At 66.6% G+C, this 20049-nt stretch carries 16 protein-coding genes; 13 read left to right on the top strand and 3 right to left on the bottom strand.

The genetic code is table 11. The features are described 5' to 3' along the window. Positions 1-217: 217 nt before the first annotated feature. The 5 genes from leuS to CFB40_RS03180 all read left to right on the top strand — a co-directional run bounded on the left by leuS (position 218) and on the right by CFB40_RS03180 (position 6370). Entirely contained in the window at positions 218-2812 is a 2595-nt protein-coding gene (gene leuS, locus CFB40_RS03160; RefSeq protein WP_089430599.1) for a leucine--tRNA ligase, read from the top strand. A gap of 38 nt (positions 2813-2850) precedes the next feature. Next, entirely contained in the window at positions 2851-3405 is a 555-nt protein-coding gene (locus tag CFB40_RS03165) for an LPS-assembly lipoprotein LptE (protein WP_069247123.1), read from the top strand. 18 nt (positions 3406-3423) lie between these two features. After that, positions 3424-4518: a DNA polymerase III subunit delta gene (holA, locus tag CFB40_RS03170; protein WP_089430600.1), complete on the top strand. Its 1095-nt coding sequence runs from the start codon at positions 3424-3426 to the stop codon at positions 4516-4518. Between the two features lie 138 nt (positions 4519-4656). After that, on the top strand, positions 4657-5928 hold the full coding sequence (locus CFB40_RS03175) for a glutamate-5-semialdehyde dehydrogenase (RefSeq protein ID WP_089430601.1): 1272 nt from the start codon (positions 4657-4659) through the stop codon (positions 5926-5928). A 19-nt stretch (positions 5929-5947) separates the two neighbouring features. Further along, entirely contained in the window at positions 5948-6370 is a 423-nt protein-coding gene (locus CFB40_RS03180; RefSeq protein ID WP_089424484.1) for a CopD family protein, read from the top strand. Positions 6371-6476: 106 nt separating this feature from the next. Here CFB40_RS03180 and CFB40_RS03185 read toward each other — a convergent pair whose 3' ends face one another. Beyond that, positions 6477-7325 (bottom strand): MurR/RpiR family transcriptional regulator, encoded by an 849-nt coding sequence (locus CFB40_RS03185; RefSeq protein ID WP_089424485.1) that lies wholly within the window; start codon positions 7323-7325, stop codon positions 6477-6479. A 282-nt stretch (positions 7326-7607) separates the two neighbouring features. On the opposite strand from CFB40_RS03185, the gene edd reads away from it, so the two are divergent. The 4 genes from edd to CFB40_RS03210 all read left to right on the top strand — a co-directional run bounded on the left by edd (position 7608) and on the right by CFB40_RS03210 (position 12208). Beyond that, complete coding sequence (gene edd, locus CFB40_RS03190) at positions 7608-9464, top strand: phosphogluconate dehydratase (protein WP_089424486.1); 1857 nt, start codon at positions 7608-7610, stop codon at positions 9462-9464. Positions 9465-9483: 19 nt separating this feature from the next. Beyond that, positions 9484-10110 carry a bifunctional 4-hydroxy-2-oxoglutarate aldolase/2-dehydro-3-deoxy-phosphogluconate aldolase gene (gene eda, locus CFB40_RS03195; RefSeq protein WP_011350938.1) on the top strand — a complete coding sequence of 209 codons (627 nt, stop codon included), beginning with the start codon at positions 9484-9486 and terminating at the stop codon, positions 10108-10110. A gap of 219 nt (positions 10111-10329) precedes the next feature. Next, positions 10330-11691, top strand: coding sequence for a GntP family permease (locus tag CFB40_RS03205; protein ID WP_089424488.1), 1362 nt, complete (start codon positions 10330-10332; stop codon positions 11689-11691). A 13-nt stretch (positions 11692-11704) separates the two neighbouring features. Beyond that, a complete protein-coding gene (locus CFB40_RS03210; protein ID WP_089424489.1) occupies positions 11705-12208 on the top strand; it encodes a gluconokinase in 504 nt (167 codons plus the stop codon). Between the two features lie 77 nt (positions 12209-12285). Here the strand turns inward: CFB40_RS03210 and CFB40_RS03215 are convergent, their stop codons facing one another. Beyond that, positions 12286-12933, bottom strand: a complete 648-nt coding sequence (locus CFB40_RS03215; RefSeq protein ID WP_089430602.1) for a TetR/AcrR family transcriptional regulator — start codon at positions 12931-12933, stop codon at positions 12286-12288. Positions 12934-13208: 275 nt separating this feature from the next. Here CFB40_RS03215 and CFB40_RS03220 point away from each other — a divergent pair, with 275 nt between their 5' ends. Then, complete coding sequence (locus CFB40_RS03220) at positions 13209-14630, top strand: NAD(P)/FAD-dependent oxidoreductase (RefSeq protein WP_089430603.1); 1422 nt, start codon at positions 13209-13211, stop codon at positions 14628-14630. Positions 14631-14708: 78 nt separating this feature from the next. Here CFB40_RS03220 and purB read toward each other — a convergent pair whose 3' ends face one another. Next, complete coding sequence (gene purB / locus CFB40_RS03225) at positions 14709-16097, bottom strand: adenylosuccinate lyase (RefSeq protein ID WP_043191242.1); 1389 nt, start codon at positions 16095-16097, stop codon at positions 14709-14711. Between the two features lie 231 nt (positions 16098-16328). On the opposite strand from purB, the gene CFB40_RS03230 reads away from it, so the two are divergent. The 3 genes from CFB40_RS03230 (at position 16329) to CFB40_RS03240 (ending at position 19979) form a co-directional block, all read left to right on the top strand. Then, positions 16329-17282 carry a LysR substrate-binding domain-containing protein gene (locus CFB40_RS03230; RefSeq protein ID WP_089424492.1) on the top strand — a complete coding sequence of 318 codons (954 nt, stop codon included), beginning with the start codon at positions 16329-16331 and terminating at the stop codon, positions 17280-17282. Between the two features lie 264 nt (positions 17283-17546). Then, positions 17547-18833 carry a Glu/Leu/Phe/Val family dehydrogenase gene (locus tag CFB40_RS03235; RefSeq protein ID WP_011350945.1) on the top strand — a complete coding sequence of 429 codons (1287 nt, stop codon included), beginning with the start codon at positions 17547-17549 and terminating at the stop codon, positions 18831-18833. A 252-nt stretch (positions 18834-19085) separates the two neighbouring features. After that, positions 19086-19979, top strand: a complete 894-nt coding sequence (locus CFB40_RS03240) for a glutamate/aspartate ABC transporter substrate-binding protein (RefSeq protein ID WP_174973240.1) — start codon at positions 19086-19088, stop codon at positions 19977-19979. Positions 19980-20049 lie beyond the last annotated feature (70 nt).

The raw sequence follows: 20049 nt of genomic DNA on the forward strand, positions 1-20049 counted from the left end.
CGGTATAATCAACGTTTTTCCCGGTTGGCAGGCTTTTTTCAGGTAACCCGGAATTTTCCAGGCTACCCGGGCATGCTGCGGGTTACCCGGAAAATGCCCGGCAACCGCGAACAGGTCCGGCTACAGCGAACCTGCAGGTCCGCCGGGCAAGCACGATTTTCGATCCACTCCTGCGCGCGCGCCGTCGCGTCGCTTAAAGCCTAGTCCGAACCACACCATGCACGAGAGATACGTACCCGCCGACGTCGAAGCCGCCGCCCAGGGCGACTGGCGCGCAGCCGACGCCTACAAGACGAAGGAAGATTCGCAGAAGCCGAAGTTCTACTGCGTGTCGATGCTGCCGTACCCGTCTGGCAAGCTGCACATGGGTCACGTGCGCAACTACACGATCAACGACGTGATGTACCGCTATCTGCGGATGAACGGCTACAACACGCTGATGCCGATGGGCTGGGACGCGTTCGGGATGCCGGCCGAGAACGCCGCGATGGCGAACGGCGTGCCGCCCGCGAAGTGGACCTACGACAACATCGACTACATGAAGGGCCAGATGCAGTCGATGGGCCTCGCGATCGACTGGTCGCGCGAAATCGCGACGTGCAAGCCCGACTACTACAAGTGGAACCAGTGGCTGTTCCTGAAGATGCTCGAAAAGGGCATCGCGTACAAGAAGACGGGCACCGTGAACTGGGACCCGGTCGACCAGACCGTGCTCGCGAACGAGCAGGTGATCGACGGCCGCGGCTGGCGGTCGGGCGCGCTCGTCGAGAAGCGCGAGATCCCGATGTACTACCTGCGCATCACGCAGTACGCGGATGAGCTGCTGAACGACCTCGACGGCCTCGGCTGGCCCGAGCGCGTGAAGATCATGCAGCAGAACTGGATCGGCAAGAGCTTCGGCGTGAACTTCGGCTTCCCGTACGAACTCGACGGCGAGAAGAAGCTGCTGCGCGTGTTCACGACGCGTGCCGACACGATCATGGGCGTCACGTTCTGCGCGATCGCGGCCGAGCATCCGCTCGCCACGCGCCTCGCGCAGGACAAGCCCGAGCTGCTCGCGTTCATCGACGAATGCAAGCGCGGCGGCGTCGCCGAGGCTGACGTCGCGACGATGGAGAAGAAGGGCGTCGCGACGGGCTTCTCGGTCACGCATCCGCTGACCGGCGAGCCGGTCGAGGTGTGGATCGGCAACTACGTGCTGATGAGCTATGGCGAAGGCGCGGTGATGGGCGTGCCGGGCCACGACGAGCGCGATTTCGCGTTCGCGAAGAAATACGACCTGCCGATCAAGCAGGTGATCTCGGCCGAAGGCCAGCAGTACTCGCTCGACGCCTGGCAGGAGTGGTACGGCGACAAGGAAACCGCGGTCTGCGTGAACAGCGGCAAGTACGACGGCCTGCACTATGCGGAAGCCGTCGACGCGGTCGCGGCCGACCTGAACGCCGGCGGCTTCGGCGACAAGCAGGTCACGTGGCGCCTGCGAGACTGGGGCGTATCGCGCCAGCGCTACTGGGGCACGCCGATCCCGATCATCCACTGCCCGTCGTGCGGCGACGTGCCGGTGCCCGAGCAGGATCTCCCCGTCGTGCTGCCGGAAGACCTCGTGCCGGACGGCTCGGGCAACCCGCTCGCGAAGTCGGAAGCGTTCCTGAACTGCACGTGCCCGAAGTGCGGCGCGGCGGCCAAGCGCGAAACCGACACGATGGACACCTTCGTCGATTCGTCGTGGTACTTCTCGCGCTACACGGCGCCGGACGCCGAGACGATGGTCGACGCGCGCACCGACTACTGGATGCCGATGGACCAGTACATCGGCGGCATCGAGCACGCGATCCTGCACCTGTTGTATTCGCGCTTCTGGACCAAGGTGATGCGCGACCTCGGCCTCGTGAAGTTCGGCGAGCCGGCGAAGAACCTGCTCACGCAGGGCATGGTGCTGAACGAGACGTACTACCGCGAGGACGCATCGGGCAAGAAGACCTGGTACAACCCGCTCGACGTGACGGTCACGCACGACGACAAGGGCCGCCCGGTCGGCGCGACGCTGAACGCGGACGGCCAGCCGGTCGTGCTCGGCGGCATCGAGAAGATGTCGAAGTCGAAGAACAACGGTGTCGATCCGCAGCTGTTGATCGACCAGTACGGCGCGGATACCGCGCGCCTGTTCACGATGTTCGCCGCGCCGCCCGAGCAGCAGCTCGAGTGGTCGGGTGCGGGCGTCGAGGGCGCGAGCCGCTTCCTGCGCCGCGTATGGAGCTTCGGCGCGACGAACCGCGAAGCGCTCGCCGCGCGCGCGGGCTTCGATGCGGCCGCGCTCGGCGAAGCCGACAAGGCGCTGCGCCGCGAGATCTACAGCGTGCTGAAGCAGGCCGATTTCGACTACCAGCGCCTGCAGTACAACACGGTCGTGTCGGCCGCGATGAAGATGCTGAACGCGATCGACGGTGCGAAGGGCGCGACGCCCGGCGTGCTGCGTGAAACGTACGGCGTGCTGCTGCGCGTGCTGTACCCGGTCGTGCCGCACGTCACGTTCGAGCTGTGGAAGGCGCTCGGCTACGCGGACGAATTCGGCCCGCTGCTCGACGCACCGTGGCCGAAGGTCGACGAGGCCGCGCTCGAGCAGGCCGAGATCGAACTCGTGCTGCAGGTGAACGGCAAGGTGCGCGGCGCGCTGAAGGTGGCGAAGGACGCGAGCCGCGAGGCGATCGAAGCCGCGGCAGTGGCCGACGACGCGTTCGCGAAGTTCAGCGACGGCAAGCCGGCGAAGAAGATCGTCGTCGTGCCGGGCCGCCTCGTGAACATCGTCGTCTGACGGCCGCTGGCCATCGGACGTACCCAGAAGGAGCGAAGGTGATCCGCAGATCGTTTTTGATGCTCGCTGTCGGCAGCGCGGTTGCGCTGTCGGCATGCGGCTTCCAGTTGCGCGGCCAGCAGGACTACGCGTTCAAGCACCTGCTGATCGCCGGCGCGCCGGCGCCGGTCGAGGCGCGTCTCGTGCGCCTCGTCGAGGCCGGCAGCGACACGAAGATCGTCAAGTCGGCGGACGACGCCGACGCCGTGCTGACCATGTGGGAATCGCGTGGCCAGAACACGCTGACGCTCAACAAGTACGGTTCGGCGCAGGAATACGCGCTCTTCTATACGTTGCGTTATCAGTTGACGAGCAAGGACGGCACCGTGCTGATCCCGCCGAGCGCGATCGCGCTGAACCGCGCGATGACGTACAGCGATCAGTACACGAACGCGAAGGCGCAGGAAGCGGACCTCCTGTACGCCGACATGCAGAGCGACGCGGTCGACCAGCTGATGCGGCGTCTCGCGATCGTCCATTCGCTGACGCCGGCGCCGGAAGACGTGGTGCCGGGCGTCGCACCGCGCGCGCCGCTGCCGCCGCCGCCGCTCTGATCGACGGCGCACGTATCGATGCAACTGCGACTTGATGCGCTGGAGCCGCACCTCGCGAAGGGGTTGGCCGGGCTCTATACCGTCTACGGCGACGAGCCGCTGCTCGCGCAGGAAGCGTGCGACCGCATTCGTGCGGCCGCGCGCGCGGGCGGCTTCACCGAGCGTTCGGTGCATACGGTCGAGCGCGGCTTCGACTGGAGCGTGCTGCTCGGCGCGACCCAGGCGATGTCGCTGTTCGGCGAGCGCCAGCTGATCGAGCTGCGCATTCCGTCGGGCAAGCCCGGCAAGGAAGGCGCCGATGCGCTGAAGACGCTCGCGGCCACGCCGAACCCCGACGCGCTGATGCTCGTCACGCTGCCGCGTCTCGACGCGGCCACGCAGAAATCCGCGTGGTTCACCGCGCTGCAGAACGGCGGCGTCGCGCTGAAGATCGATCCGGTCGACCGCGCGCAGCTGCCGAACTGGATCGGCCAGCGCCTCGCGCTGCAGGGCCAGCGCGCCGCGCCCGGCGAGGACGGGCGGCGCGCGCTGCAGTTCATCGCCGAGCGCGTCGAAGGCAACCTGCTCGCCGCACACCAGGAAATCCAGAAGCTCGGGCTGCTGTATCCGCAGGGTGCGCTGTCGTTCGAGCAGGTGCACGACGCGGTGCTGAACGTCGCGCGTTACGACGTCTTCAAGCTGAACGAAGCCATGCTCGCCGGCGACGCCGCGCGGCTCGCGCGGATGATCGACGGGCTGAAGGGCGAGGGCGAGGCGATCGTGCTCGTGATGTGGGCCGTCGTCGAGGAATTGCGCACGCTGCTGCGGATCAAGCGCGGCACGACGGCCGGCAAGCCGCTGGCAACGCTGCTGCGCGAGAACCGCGTGTGGGGGCCGCGCGAGCGGCTGATCGGTCCCGCGCTGAATCGCGTGTCCGAAGCCGTGCTCGAGAAGGCGCTCGCATTTGCCGCGAAGCTCGACCGTCAGGTCAAGGGGCTCACGGCCGTCCCGCCGGGCCGCCGCACGCAGGACGAACCGCCGCCCGATCCGTGGGACGGGCTGTTCCAGCTCGCGATGACGGTGGCCGGTGCCCGCGGCGAGCGACCGCCGACCGCGGGGCGCGTGCGACGCTAAGTCCCGTTCGGGCCTTCAGCGCGCGCTGCGCAACCCGCTTACAATGTTTCGATGGCTGGCGCGGCCTTCCGGCCGCCGCCGCTCACGCTTCCCCACGAATTCATGCCGCCCCGCGCGGCGCGCTTCTCGAGTCACACGATGGATATCGATCAGTACATGACCGACCTGGGCCGTCGCGCCCGGCACGCTTCCCGCGCGATGGCGCGCGCCAGCACGGCGGCGAAGAACGCGGCGCTCGACGCCGTGGCGCGCGCGATCGAACGCGACGCACAGGTGCTGAAGGACGCGAATGCGCGCGATGTCGCCCGTGCCCGTGAAAAGGGGATGGATGCCGCGTTCGTCGATCGCCTGACGCTGTCGGACAAGGCGCTGAAGACGATGGTCGAGGGCTTGCGCCAGGTGGCGTCGCTGGCCGATCCGATCGGCGAGATCAGCAACCTCAAGTACCGCCCGAGCGGCATCCAGGTCGGCCAGATGCGCGTGCCGCTCGGCGTGATCGGCATCATCTACGAATCGCGCCCGAACGTGACGATCGACGCGGCGGCGCTGTGCCTGAAGTCGGGCAACGCGACGATCCTGCGCGGCGGCTCCGAGGCGCTCGAATCGAACGCGGCGCTCGCGAAGCTGATCGGCGAAGGGCTCGAGGCAGCCGGCCTGCCGCAGGACGCGGTGCAGGTCGTCGCGACGGCCGATCGCGCGGCGGTCGGCAAGCTGATCACGATGACCGAGTACGTCGACGTGATCGTGCCGCGCGGCGGCAAGAGCCTGATCGAGCGCCTGATCAACGAGGCGCGCGTGCCGATGATCAAGCACCTCGACGGCATCTGCCACGTGTACGTCGACGATCGCGCCGATCTCGCCAAGGCGCTGACCGTCTGCGACAACGCGAAGACGCACCGCTACGGCACCTGCAACACGATGGAGACGCTGCTCGTCGCGAGCGGCGTCGCGGCGACGCTGCTGCCGCCGCTCGGCAAGCTGTATCGCGACAAGCAGGTCGAACTGCGCGTCGACGCGGCCGCGCGCGCGGTGCTCGCCGATGCGGGCGTCGGCCCGCTCGTCGATGCCACCGAGGAAGACTGGCACACCGAGTATCTCGCGCCGGTGCTCGCGATCAAGGTCGTCGACGGCCTCGACGCCGCGATCGAGCACATCAATCACTACGGCTCGCACCACACGGACGCGATCGTCACCGAGGATCACGACCGCGCGATGCGGTTCCTGCGCGAGGTCGACTCGGCGAGCGTGATGGTCAACGCATCGACGCGCTTCGCGGACGGCTTCGAATTCGGCCTCGGCGCGGAAATCGGCATCTCGAACGACAAGCTGCACGCGCGCGGCCCCGTCGGCCTGGAAGGCTTGACGTCGCTGAAGTACGTCGTGCTCGGACACGGCGAAGGCCGCCAATAAACAGCGAGGCGCACAATCGATGGCGATGCTCTGGGTCAAGACGTTCCATATCGTTCTGATCGCCGCGTGGTTTGCAGGGTTGTTCTACCTGCCGCGCATCTACGTGAACCTGGCCATGGAAACCGATCCGGCCGCCGTGCGTCGCCTGCTGCTGATGGCGCGCAAGCTGTTCCGCTTCATGACGATGATCGCGGTGCCGGCGCTGGCCTGCGGGCTGTGGCTCTGGCTGTCGATCGGCATCGGGCAGGGGCAGGGCTGGATTCACGCGAAGGTGACGGTCGTGCTGCTGCTGATCGTCTATCACGCGTATTGCGGGTATCTGCTGCGGGTGTTCGAGCGCGGCGAGAACCGCCGCACCGACAAGTGGTATCGCGTGTTCAACGAGCTGCCGGTGCTCGGCATGCTCGCGGCGGTCGCGCTGGTCGTGATCAAGCCGTTCTGAGCGGCATCGCCGGCGCAGTTGCCGGCGCGGCCTGATAGGCAAACGGCGCCCTGCGGGGCGCCGTTTGTCGTTTACGGTTTCTGCGCGCAGTCGGCGCAGCGTCTGCTCAATCCTTCGTGCCGTCGTCGATCCGGCGGCGCGTGATCGCCTCCTTCGCACGGCCGACCCGCTCCATCAGTGCGGGGCCGCGCGACAGCGCGACGCCGACTGCGAGGATGTCGCCGATTGCGAGATGCGACATCCGCGACGTCATCGGCGAGAACACGTCCGTTTCCTCCGCCACGTTCGACGCGAGACTCACCGTCGCGAGCTTCGCGAGCGGCGAATGGCTCTGCGTGATCGCGACGACCTTCGCGCCGCACGCGAGTGCGGAGCGCGCGGCGTCGACGATGTCGCGCGTGCGGCCGGTGTTCGAGATCGCGACGACGACATCGTGCGGGCCGAGCAGCGCCGACGACATCGAGAACGTGTGCGGATCCGAATACGCGACGCTCGGCACGCCGAGCCGGAAGAACTTGTGCTGGATGTCCTGCGCGGCGATGCCCGAGCCGCCGGCGCCGTAGAACTCGATCCGCGACGCGTTCGACAGCAGCCCGATCGCCTCGGCGACGCTGCCGGCGGACAGGCTGTTGCGCACCTCGATCAGTGCACCGATCGTGCGGTCGAACACCTTGCCGATGATGCCGGGCGCCGGTTCGTCGGGCTCGACGTCGCGATAGACCGACGACACGCCCGGCGCGACGCTCTGCGCGAGCCGGATCTTGAATTCGCGAAAGCCGCTACAGCCGAGCGCCTGGCAGAAGCGGGCGATCGTCGGCTGGCTGACGCCCGCGCGCGTCGACAGCTCGGTCATCGCGAGGTCGAGCACCTCGCGCGGCGCGGCGAGGATGTAGTCGGCGAGCTTGCGCTCGGACGGGCGCAACTCGGCGCGGATCGCTTCAATGCGGGGCAGCATGGGACGGCAGGCAGAAATCGGGTTCGGATGAGCGAGTGTATCGCAATCGAATTGTAGAAAATCTACAAGAAAATACTAGCGTGGGCGCAGTACTTTCAGTGAGGTGGGTTAGGGTTTTCACTAGGTTGCGCCTTACTGGTAGCGGGAATGGGGGTTGCGGGTCGACGAATCCGCATTGCATGCTTGTAGTTTTTCTACTAGACTGGCTTCGTTCTGTCGACGCATTCGACCGTCCCCACGATTCCAACCGCCGGTGTCGGCCGGCATACAGGAGCGCCCAGCATGACGTCGCTGCACCCCACTCTGGCGAAGGTCACCGAACGCGTGATCGCCCGCAGCCAATCGACCCGTTCCGCCTATCTGCAGCGCATCGACGGCGCGCAGGGCAAGTTCCCGGCACGCGGCGCGCTATCGTGCGCGAACCTCGCGCACGGCTTCGCCGGCCTCGAGGGTAACGACAAGTTCTCGATCAAGGCGATCCGCGAGCCGAACATCGGCATCGTGTCCTCGTACAACGAGATGCTGTCCGCGCATGCGCCGTACAAGGAGTTCCCCGAGATCATCAAGGCGGCCGCGCGCGAGAACGGCGGGGTCGCGCAGTTCGCGGGCGGCGTGCCGGCGATGTGCGACGGCGTCACGCAGGGCAACCCGGGGATGGAGCTGTCGCTGTTCTCGCGCGAGGCGATCGCGATGGGCACGGCGATCGCGCTCACGCACAACATGTTCGACGCGGCGCTCTGCCTCGGCATCTGCGACAAGATCGTGCCGGGTTTGCTGATCGGCGCGCTGCAGTTCGGCCACCTGCCGACGATCTTCGTGCCGGCCGGCCCGATGACGAGCGGCCTGTCGAACGACGACAAGGCGAAGATCCGCCAGCAGTTCGCGACCGGCCAGGTCGGCCGCGACGCGCTGCTCGAAGCCGAATCCGCCGCCTATCACGGCCACGGCACCTGCACGTTCTACGGCACCGCGAACAGCAACCAGATGCTGATGGAGCTGATGGGGCTGCACCTGCCGGGCTCGGCATTCGTCCACCCGCACACGCCGCTGCGCACCGCGCTCACCGCCGAGGCTGCGCGCCGCGTGCTCGACCTGACCGTCGAGCGCGGCCACTACACGCCGATCGGCCACGTGATCGACGAGAAGGCGATCGTCAACGGGATCGTCGCGCTGCTCGCGACGGGCGGCTCGACCAACCACACGCTGCACCTCGTCGCGATCGCGCGCGCGGCCGGCATCCTGATCGACTGGAACGATTTCGACGAACTGTCGGCCGTCGTGCCGCTGCTCGCGAAGATCTACCCGAACGGCAAGGCCGACGTGAACCATTTCCACGCGGCGGGCGGCGTGGCCTTCCTGGTACGCAACCTGCTCGAAGGCGGGCTGCTGCACGAGGACGTGACGACGGTCGCCGGCAAGGGTCTCGCGCACTACACGAAGGAGCCGAAGCTGATCGACGGCAAGCTGACGTGGGTCGACGGCGCGGCCGAGAGCCACGACACGAAGGTGCTGCGCGGCATCCGCGACCCGTTCCAGCCGGACGGTGGCCTGCGCCTGATGCAGGGCCGGCTCGGCCGCGGCGTGATCAAGATTTCGGCGGTCGCGCCCGAGCACCGCAAGGTGACGGCGCCTGCGATCGTGTTCGATTCGCAGGAAGCCGTGCAGGAAGCATTCGATCGCGGCGAGCTGAAGCGCGATTTCGTCGCGGTGGTGCGCTTCCAGGGCGCGCGTGCGAACGGGATGCCCGAACTGCACCGTTTGACGCCGCTGCTCGGCGTGCTGCAGGATCAGGGCTTCCACGTCGCGCTGGTCACCGACGGCCGCATGTCGGGCGCGTCGGGCAAGGTGCCGGCCGTGATCCACGTATCGCCGGAAGCGCTGCTGGCCGGCCCGCTCGGCAAGGTGAAGACGGGCGATACGCTCGTGATCGACGCGGAAGCCGGCGTGCTCGACATCGAGGTCGACGCCGCCGAGTGGCAGGCACGCCCGGTCGCGCAGCCGCTGCACCAGGCCGAGAACGAGGTCGGTTTCGGGCGTGAACTGTTCGGCGTGTTCCGCGCGGCCGCCGCGCCGGCCGAGCAGGGCGCATCGGTTTTCGGCGCGCTGGTCGGCGAAACGGCCGCCCACGTCGCCGCATGAATTTCAAGGAGCCAATTCAATGAAGACGATTGCTGAAATCGTGAAGCTGGGCCCGGTCATCCCGGTGCTCGCATTCGACTCGGTCGAGCAGGGCGAACACGTGTCGCGTGCGCTGCACGCAGGCGGCGTGAAGGTGCTCGAGATCACGCTGCGCACGCCGGCCGGCCTGGAAGCGATCCAGCGCGCCAGCCAGCTCGCGGACGACATCGTCGTCGGCGTCGGCACGATCACGAAGCCCGAGCATTGCGAGCAGGCCAAGCGCGCGGGCGCGAAGTTCGGCGTGTCGCCGGGCCTGACGAAGGAGCTGCACCTCGCGTCGCTCGACGCGGGCCTGCCGCTGCTGCCGGGCGTGATGACGCCGAGCGACATCATCCAGGCGCTCGAATTCGGCTACGAGATCGTGAAGTTCTTCCCCGCGCAGCAAGCGGGCGGCGTGCCGATGCTGCAGGCGTTCCACGGCCCGTTCCCGGCGCTGAAGTTCTGCCCGACCGGCGGCATCACCGTCGAAACCGCGCCGAATTTCCTGAAACTGCCGAACGTCGTGTGCGTCGGCGGTTCGTGGCTCACGCCGAAAGCCGCGCTCGCCGCGCAGGACTGGGCCGAAGTCACGCGCCTCGCGCAAGCCGCGAGCCAGCTTCCCCGATAAGACTTGTACGAGATGACGGTTTGACCCTCGGAAAGCGAGCCTTAGTGCTTGTTTTACCGAGGGTTTTTGCTGATGGAACCGGTTCTATCCGTGGACCGTAAAGATAAGTAAAATTCAGCGTCCTGACGGGGTGGGTACCCCCCGTGTTTCGGAGACCTGCATAGCCGGGCATACTCGCAACAACTCGCCCGGTTCGAACAATTCTAGGAGGAGTGCCACATGGGGGCTGTCCAAGGCAGCATGCTGCTCGTATTCACGCTGATCGCGATTGCCGCGCTGATCCTGATGATCGCGCGCTACAAGATCTACCCGTTCCTGGTGCTGATCATCGTGTCGCTCGGCTTGGGCCTGGCCGTCGGCATGCCGATGGACAAGATCGTCAAGTCGTTCGAGACGGGCACCGGCGGTACGCTCGGCCACATCGCGATCGTCGTCGGCCTCGGCACGATGCTCGGCAAGATGATGGCCGAATCGGGCGGCGCCGAACGGATCGCGACCACGCTGATCGACTGGTTCGGTGAAAAGAACATCCACTGGGCGATGATGTTCGTCGCGATCATCGTCGGCCTGCCGGTGTTCTTCGAAGTCGGCTTCGTGCTGCTGATCCCGATCGCGTTCAACGTCGCGAAGCGCACCGGCAAGTCGCTGCTCGTCGTCGGCCTGCCGATGGTGGCCGGCCTGTCCGTCGTGCACGGCCTGATCCCGCCGCACCCGGCCGCGCTGCTGGCCGTTCAGCAATACGGCGCCGATATCGGCAAGACGATCGCGTTCGGCCTGATCGTCGGCGTGCCGACCGCGATCATCGCGGGCCCGCTGTTCGCGCTGACGATCTCGAAGTTCGTGAAGCTGCCTGAGAACAACCCGCTCGCCGCGCAGTTCGTCGACTCGCGCGCGAACGGTGAAAAGCGCGAACTGCCGAGCTTCGGCATCACGCTGTTCACGATCCTGCTGCCCGTCGTGCTGATGCTCGTCGGCAGCTGGGCCGACCTGGTGTTCACGCCGAAGTCGCTGCCGAACAACCTGCTGCGCTTTGCCGGCAACTCGGACGTCGCGCTGCTGATCGCCGTGCTCGTGAGCTTCTTCACGTTCGGCAAGCTGCAGGGCTTCAACCGCGACCAGATCCAGAAGTTCTGCGGCGAATGCCTGGCACCGATCGCGGGCATCACGCTGATCGTCGGCGCGGGCGGCGGCTTCGGCGGCGTCCTGCGCGACAGCGGGATTTCGCAGCAGATCGTCGAGACGGCGAAGCACGCGCACCTGTCGCCGCTGCTGCTCGGCTGGTTCGTCGCCGCGCTGATGCGTCTCGCGACGGGTTCGGCGACGGTCGCGATGACGACGGCCTGCGGCATCGTCGCGCCGATCGCGGCGGCGTCCGGCGCGGCGGTCAGCCCGGAACTGCTGGTGCTCGCCACCGGCTCGGGCTCGCTGATCTTCTCGCACGTGAACGACGGCGGCTTCTGGCTGATCAAGGAATACTTCGGGATGACGGTCGGTCAGACGTTCAAGACCTGGTCGTTGCTCGAAACGATCATCTCGGTGCTCGGCCTCGGCTTTACACTGCTGCTGAGCATGGTTCTGTAACAAGGGGTAGTCAATGATTCTGATCGCAATGGGCGTGTCGGGCGCCGGCAAGTCGCTGATCGGCGAAATGCTGGCGGAACGCCTGTCGTGCAGCTATACCGATGGCGACGCGTTTCACAGCGCGGCGAACAAGGAAAAGATGCACCACGGCATTCCGCTGACCGACGACGACCGCTGGCCGTGGCTGCGCACGATCCGCGCGGCCATCGAGGAAAAGCAGCGTGCCGGTGAGACGGCCGTGTTCACGTGCTCGTCGCTGAAGCGGTCGTACCGCGACGTGCTGCGCGGCACCGACACCGACGTGCGGTTCGTGTATCTGAAGGGTTCGTTCGAGGTGTTGCACGAGCGCCTGAAGAGCCGCACCGGCCATTTCTTCGATCCGTCGCTGCTGAAGAGCCAGCTGGACACGCTCGAGGAGCCGGGCCCGGACGAAGCGATCGAGGTCAGCATCGAGCTGACGCCCGAGCAGATCGTCGATCAGGTCATGCTGAAGATCGGCATCGCGCAGCAGCACTGAGCGCGGTTCGCGGCAATCGTCATGGAAAAGGCGCCTTCGGGCGCCTTTTTCGTTGGCGGCTCGTCTTCGCGGGCCGGTCAGGCCGCGTGCGCCTGCTTCGCGATGCCGTCGAGCAGCACGTCGAGCATCGTGTCGTGCACGGCGGCCGGATCGAGCTGCGCATAGAGCGGGGCGCCCGCCTTGACGAGCGGATGCGCGGCGTCGGACAGCGCTGCCATTTCCGCGAGCTCGACGTCGTTCGCGGCGCGCGTGAGACCGCCGGCTTCGGCCGCGGCCAGCCCGATCACGCTCGCATACCAGCCGACGCACACCGACGGCAGCGCCGCGCGCGGGATGCCGGCGTCGGCCAGCGCGCGATGCACGGCCTCGATGTGCGCGAGATCGGCCGGCCCGGTGCTCATGTGCCGCTGCAGCAGCGCGAACGCCGCCGGGTAGCGCAGCGCGAGCGCGCGGTACTGGCGAGCGAGGTCGCGCAGCCGTTCGCGCCACGGCAGTGCGGCGTCGACCGGCACGAGCGAGCGCGACAGCGCGTTCGCGATCGCACGGCTCAGGCCTTCCTTCGACTTGAAGTGGTACAGCACGCTCATCGGGTCGCAGCCGACCGACTGCGCGAGCTTGCGCACGCTGAACGCGGCTTCGCCGACGTCTTCGAGCAGCGCGAGCGCGGCCGCGACGATCGCATCCTTGTCGAGGCCGCGCGGGCCCTGGGCGGGTTTGTCTTTCATCGATGCGGGCTGGCGAGCCGGTGCGGCACCGGCTGTAAACTTGACGAAAGCTTATTCTACACTGTAGAATTATTTCTGCGGTGTAGAAATTGGGTGTCCCGGCACCTTTCAATACGTGCTTTCGCACAGTCCGGGATCCAGGCGGCACGAGCGTGCCGCCGTCAACACGGGCCATCACGCCCCTTTTCTCGTTGACACCCATGTGGAACCGGCTGCCCCACCCGCGAAGCCAGAAGGCTCTTCGACAGGCGGTCCAAGACCATGCAAGTGCAATCATGACTTTCAACCATCCACCCCTGATCCAGGGCGAATCGCGTTTCGAGCAAACGCAACTGAACATCGAAAAAGACAACTGGAACTGGTGCGACCCGGCCCGCTACGACGGCGAGCGCCCGGCCAACTGGTACGAAGCGTCGCTGTCGCGCCACGCGAACAGCGCGCCGCTCGCGCACGACGTGGTGTGCGACGTGCTCGTGATCGGCGCGGGCCTGCTCGGCGCATCGGCCGCGCTGCATCTCGCTGAGGCGGGCGTCGATACCATCCTCGTCGACAAGCACCACGTCGGCTCGGCCGCATCGGGCCGCAACGGCGGGCAGCTCACGCCCGGCCTCGCGCGCTGGGAAGCCGCCGACATGATCGACCACCTGTCGCACGACGACGCGAAGCGCCTGTGGCGCTTTGCTTCGGCCGAATCGATGGACCTGATCGATGCGATCGGCGCACGCTACGCGCTCGAGCTCGACCGCAAGCGCGGCCACGTGACGGCCGCGGTCCACCCGGGTCACATGAGCGCGCTGCTCGACGGCGCGGATGCGCGCCGCCATCTCGGCGACGCAGGCGTGACGCTGGTCGGCCGCCATCAGCTGCATGACGAATACGTGCGTTCGGGGCTGTACCACGGCGCGGCGATCGACGCGATCGGCGGACAGATCCATCCGCTCGCGCTGGTGCGCGGCCTCGTGCACGGCTTCCGGCTGAACGGCGGCGCGCTGTTCGAGGGCACCGAGGTGCTCGAACTCGACGAGACGCCGGAGGGCGTCGTCGCGACGACGCCGGGCGGCACGATCACCGCGCGCAAGGGCGTCGTGCTCGCGCTGCACAACACGACGTTCCGGCTGCTCGACGACGGCGCCGCGACGACCGTGCCGTTCTTTACCTACGTGAGCGTGACGGCGCCGCTCGACGTCGACGTCGCGACCTTGATGCCGGCCGGCATCCCCGTGTACGACACGCAGTTCCAGATCGACTATTACCGGCCGGTCCGCGGCAACCGCCTGCTGTTCGGCGGGCAGGGCACCGGCACGTGCTGGGCGCAGCCCGACGTGAACGCGTACCTGCTGACGCGGCTGAACACGGTGTTCCCGCAGCACGACGGCCGTTTCGCGCTCGACTACTGCTGGAGCGGCGTCAGCGACTTCACGCTGAACGGCGCGACCGACAGCCGCAAGACCGACGGCCGTGTGCCGATGTACATGGTGCAAGGCTGGAGCGGCCACGGCGTCGCGCAGACGGTGCGGATCGGCAAGGCGATCTGCGACGATTTCGTCGGCCGTAACGACGATTTCTCGATGCTGACCGGCATCGACCATCGCGCGATTCCGCTCGGCCGCCAGTTGTCGCCGATCGCGATTCCCGCCGCGAAGGCCGCGATGAGCGTGATGAGCGCGCTCAACCCGGGGCGGATGATCTCGTTCTGATGCTGCCGCGGCAGGCAACGAAAAAAGCCCGATGCGATTGCTCGCATCGGGCTTTTTTACGTGCGCAGACGGCGGCGCTTACGCGATCCGCTTCGCGAGTTCGACGGCCTTGCCGATGTACGACGCCGGCGTCATCGCGAGCAGGAGATCCTTCGCGTCTTGCGGGATCGCGAGCGTGCCGACGAATTCCTGCAGCGCTTCGCGCGTGATGCCCTTGCCGCGCGTCAGTTCCTTCAGCTGCTCGTACGGGTTCTCGATGCCGTAGCGGCGCATCACCGTCTGCACCGGCTCGGCGAGCACTTCCCAGCAGTTGTCGAGGTCTTCGTTCAGGCGCTGCGGATTCACTTCGAGCTTGTCGAGGCCGCGGATCAGCGAGTCGTACGCGAGCAGCGAGTAGCCGAGCGCGACGCCCATGTTGCGCAGCACCGTCGAGTCGGTCAGGTCGCGCTGCCAGCGCGACACCGGCAGCTTGTCGGCGAGGTGGCGCAGCGTCGCGTTCGCGAGGCCGAGGTTGCCTTCCGAGTTCTCGAAGTCGATCGGGTTGACCTTGTGCGGCATCGTCGACGAGCCGATTTCACCGGCCTTCGTCTTCTGCTTGAAGTAGCCGACCGAGATGTAGCCCCACACGTCGCGGTCGAGGTCGAGCAGGATCGTGTTCGCGCGCGCCACGGCGTCGAACAGCTCGGCCATGTAGTCGTGCGGCTCGATCTGGATCGTGTACGGGTTGAACGTGAGCTTCAAGCGGTTCTCGATCACGTCGCGCGAGAACGCTTCCCAGTCGAATTCCGGATACGCCGACAGATGCGCGTTGAAGTTGCCGACCGCGCCGTTCATCTTGCCGAGGATCTCGACCTTCTCGATGCGCGTGATCGCACGGGCGAGGCGGGCCGCGACGTTCGCGAGTTCCTTGCCGAGCGTCGTCGGGCTGGCCGGCTGGCCGTGCGTGCGCGACAGCATCGGCTGCTCGGCGTGCGCGTGCGCGAGTGCGACGAGGCGCTGGTAGACCGTGCGCAGGGCCGGCAGGATCACGTGCTCGCGCGCACCGGCGAGCATCATGCCGTGCGACGTGTTGTTGATGTCTTCCGACGTGCACGCGAAGTGGATGAATTCGCTGGCCTTTTCGAGTTCTTCCTGGCCCTTCACCGATTCCTTCAGCCAGTATTCGACGGCCTTCACGTCGTGGTTCGTCACGCGCTCGATGTCCTTGATGCGGGCGGCGTCGTGCGCGGTGAAGCGCTCGGCGAGCTGCAGCAGGAACTGTTCGGACGCATCGGAGAAGCGCGGGACTTCCGCGAAGCCGGCGCGCGACAGCGCGATCAGCCAGTGCACCTCGACGGTGACGCGGTGGCGCATGAAGGCGGCTTCGGAGAGCCAGTCGCGCAGCGCTTCGGTCTTGCTGGCGTAGCGGCCGTCGATGGGCGAAAGCGCGGTGAGGGCGAAAAGCGTATCGGGACGAGTGTCGGACATGATCGGGCGGGCCTTGGGGCCGGGTCGAGCGAGGGGAGGGAGAATCCGGCATTTTACCATTGGCGCGGGACGATCCCGGCCGCGCGCGGCCGGCGGGCGCCGCCGCGCGCGGATACCGCGCCGGCGCGCGTGCGCGGCAGGGCGCCGGGCCGCTCGCCGCGCCGCCGGCGGGGCCCGCCCGCCGGTAGAATGCAGGCTTCTTCCCGACTGTCGCCCGCCGCGCCCGCCTGCATGGAACTGAAATGGCTCGAAGACTTCGTTTCGCTCGCGGAAACGCGCAGCTTTAGCCGGTCCGCCGAGCTGCGGCACGTGTCGCAGCCGGCGTTTTCGCGGCGCATCCAGGCGCTCGAGGCGTGGCTCGCGACCGAACTGATCGATCGTTCGGTTTATCCGACGCGGCTCACGCAGGCCGGGCAGATCTTCTACGAACAGGCGCTGACGATGCTGTCGCAGGCGCACGAGGCGCGCACGCTGCTGCGCGGCCACGTCGGCGCGCCGGTGCCGACGATCGAGTTCGCGGTGCCGCACACGCTGTCGCTCACGTATTTCCCGCGCTGGCTGCAGCGGATCGAGGCGAAGATGGGCCAGGTCCACACGCGGCTGCGCGCGCTGAACGTGCACGACGCGGTGCTGTCGCTCGTCGAGGGCGGCTGCGATCTCGTGATGGGCTACCACCACCCGAGCCATCCGGTCGCGCTCGACCCGGCGCGCTACGACATGCTGATCCTCGGCAGCGAGCCGATCAGCCCGTTCTCGGCGCCGGGCCGCGCGGGGCGGCCGCGCTATACGCTGCCCGGCACGGCCGACGCGCGCGTGCCGTACCTGTCCTATACGCCGAACGCGTATCTCGGCCGGATGACGGAAGTCATCGTCGCGAATGCGACGACACCGCTGTTCCTCGATCGCGTCTACGAGACCGACATGGCCGAAGGGCTGAAGGCGATGGCGCTCGCGGGCCACGGGGTCGCGTTCCTGCCGCACAGCGCGGTCGAGGATGCGGTCGCGGGCGGCCGCCTGATCCGGCTCGACCGGTCGGTGCGCGGCGGCGCGCACCCGTTCACGCTGACGATGGAGATCCGGCTGTACTGCGACAAGCTCGCGCTGCAGGGCGACGATCCCCGCCAGAAGCTCGTGCGTGCGCTGTGGGACGTCGTGCGCGACGAATTGCGCGAAACCGCGGGTTAACCGCGGGCGGTTAACCGCCGGCCTGCTGTCGTCGAGCTTGCGAAGCCTGTCGGACGGCTGTCCGGCGGCCGTCCCGCCGCCAGGAAACACGATTTTTCACGTACGCGATGCACGATCGATCGCGGGCGTTCTTGCGCAAATCGACCGCGGATTTGCGAAAAATCGCGATCATGCAAGAAACGCATAATCGAATAAGCAAACGGCATTGGATAAAAAAAACGGGTTTTTCGACAATGTGCGCACCTGTTGACCGTTGGAGCATCCATGTCTTCGCAATTGCAGTCCATCCCGTCCTACCTGCACGCCGACGATCTCGGCCCGTGGGGCAACTACCTTCAGCAAGTCGATCGCGTCGCGCCGTATCTCGGCTCGCTGTCGCGCTGGCTCGAAACGCTGAAGCGCCCGAAGCGCATCCTGATCGTCGACTGCCCCATCGAGCTCGATAACGGGACCGTCGCGCACTTCGAAGGCTATCGCGTGCAGCACAACGTGTCGCGCGGCCCGGGCAAGGGCGGCGTGCGCTACCACCAGGACGTGACGCTGTCGGAAGTGATGGCACTGTCCGCATGGATGTCGGTCAAGAACGCGGCCGTGAACGTGCCGTACGGCGGCGCGAAGGGCGGTATCCGCGTCGACCCGCGCAAGCTGTCGCGTGGTGAGCTCGAGCGCGTGACGCGCCGCTACACCAGCGAAATCGGCATCATCATCGGCCCGAACACCGACATTCCGGCGCCGGACGTCAACACCAACGAACAGGTGATGGCGTGGATGATGGACACGTACTCGATGAACCAGGGCCAGACGTCGACCGGCGTCGTGACCGGCAAGCCGATCGCGCTCGGCGGTTCGCTCGGCCGCAAGGAAGCAACGGGCCGCGGCGTGTTCGTCGTCGGCAGCGAAGCGGCGAAGAAGAAGGGCCTCGAGATCGAAGGCGCACGCATCGCGGTGCAGGGCTTCGGCAACGTCGGCGGCATCGCGGCGAAGCTGTTCCAGGAAGCGGGTGCGAAGGTGATCGCGGTGCAGGATCACACGGGCACGATCTACCAGCCGGCCGGTCTGGATTCGAACAAGCTGCTCGACCACGTCGCACGCACGGGCGGCGTCGCGGGCTTCGAAGGCGCGGAGCCGATGCCGAATGACGAGTTCTGGACGGTCGAAACCGACATCCTGATCCCGGCGGCACTGGAAAACCAGATCACCGAGAAGAACGCAGGGAAGATCCGCACGAAGATCATCGTCGAAGGCGCGAACGGCCCGACGACGACGGCGGCGGACGACATCCTGACCGCGAACGGCGTGCTGGTGATTCCGGACGTGATCGCGAACGCGGGTGGCGTGACCGTGTCGTACTTCGAATGGGTGCAGGATTTCTCGAGCTTCTTCTGGACGGAAGACGAGATCAACCACCGTCTCGAACGCGTGATGCGCGAAGCGTTCTCCGGCGTGTGGGCGGTCGCGGAAGAGCACAAGGTGTCGGTGCGTACCGCAGCGTTCATCGTTGCGTGCAAGCGCATCCTGATGGCGCGCGAAATGCGCGGCCTGTACCCCTGATCGGCAGTTGCCGATTTCAGATCGGTTGACTACGATCAATCCATGACGCAATCCATCCGGTTGCGTGCATGAACCCTCGCGGGCGGTGCCGAATCCGGCATCGCCCGCGCGCGCATTCAGGCGCCGGAAGGGGCGCCCGAAGCCGGGAGGAAGGCTTCGCGCGGCGCGATTCGTAGTGCGGTAAACAACCAGTACTTTCAAAAATATTACTTTGATACACTGGCGCGGGTTTTAGCCAAGGAGATGACCAAAATGAAATACCAAAAGGCAGTCCTGATGTTCGCGGCGCTTTGCGCGTTCGCAAGCGGCGCGCATGCTCAGGAGACGGGCACGCTGAAGAAGATCAAGGACACGGGCGTGATCGCGCTGGGGCACCGCGAATCGTCGATTCCGTTCTCCTACTACGACCAGAACCAGCAGGTGGTCGGCTATTCGCGCGAATTCCAGCTGAAGGTGGTGGACGCGGTGAAGAAGAAGCTGAACCTGCCGAACCTGCAGGTGAAGAACATTCCGGTCACGTCGCAGAACCGCATCCCGCTCGTGCAGAACGGCACGGTCGACATCGAGTGCGGCTCGACCACCAACAACGCGGAACGCCAGCAGCAGGCCTCGTTCTCCGACACGATCTTCGTGATCGGCACGCGCCTGATGACGAAGAAGGATTCGGGCGTCAAGGATTTCGCCGACCTGAAGGGCAAGACGGTCGTGACCACCGCCGGCACGACGTCGGAGCGCCTGCTGCGCAAGATGAACAACGACAAGCAGCTCGGCATGAACATCATCAGCGCGAAGGATCACGGCGATTCGTTCAATACGCTGGAATCGGGCCGCGCGGTCGCGTTCATGATGGATGACGCGCTGCTCGCGGGCGAACGCGCGAAGGCGAAGCAGCCGGGCGAGTGGGTGATCGTCGGCACGCCGCAATCGGAAGAGGCGTACGGCTGCATGATGCGCAAGGGCGATGCGGACTTCAAGAAGGTCGTCGACGACGCGATCTCGCAAGTCGAGAAGTCGGGCGAAGCCGCGAAGATCTACGCGAAGTGGTTCGAGAACCCGATCCCGCCGAAGGGGCTGAACCTCAACTTCCCGCTGTCCGATTCGATGAAGAAGCTGTACGCGAACCCGAACGACAAGGCGCTCGACTGACCGCACGGCCGTTGATGCAGAAATGACGCTAATGAGACGGAAGAGGCCCCGCTTCTTCCGTCTCTTTTTG

It is taken from the genome of Burkholderia sp. AU31652 (genome assembly GCF_002223155.1).
GTDB lineage: Bacteria > Pseudomonadota > Gammaproteobacteria > Burkholderiales > Burkholderiaceae > Burkholderia.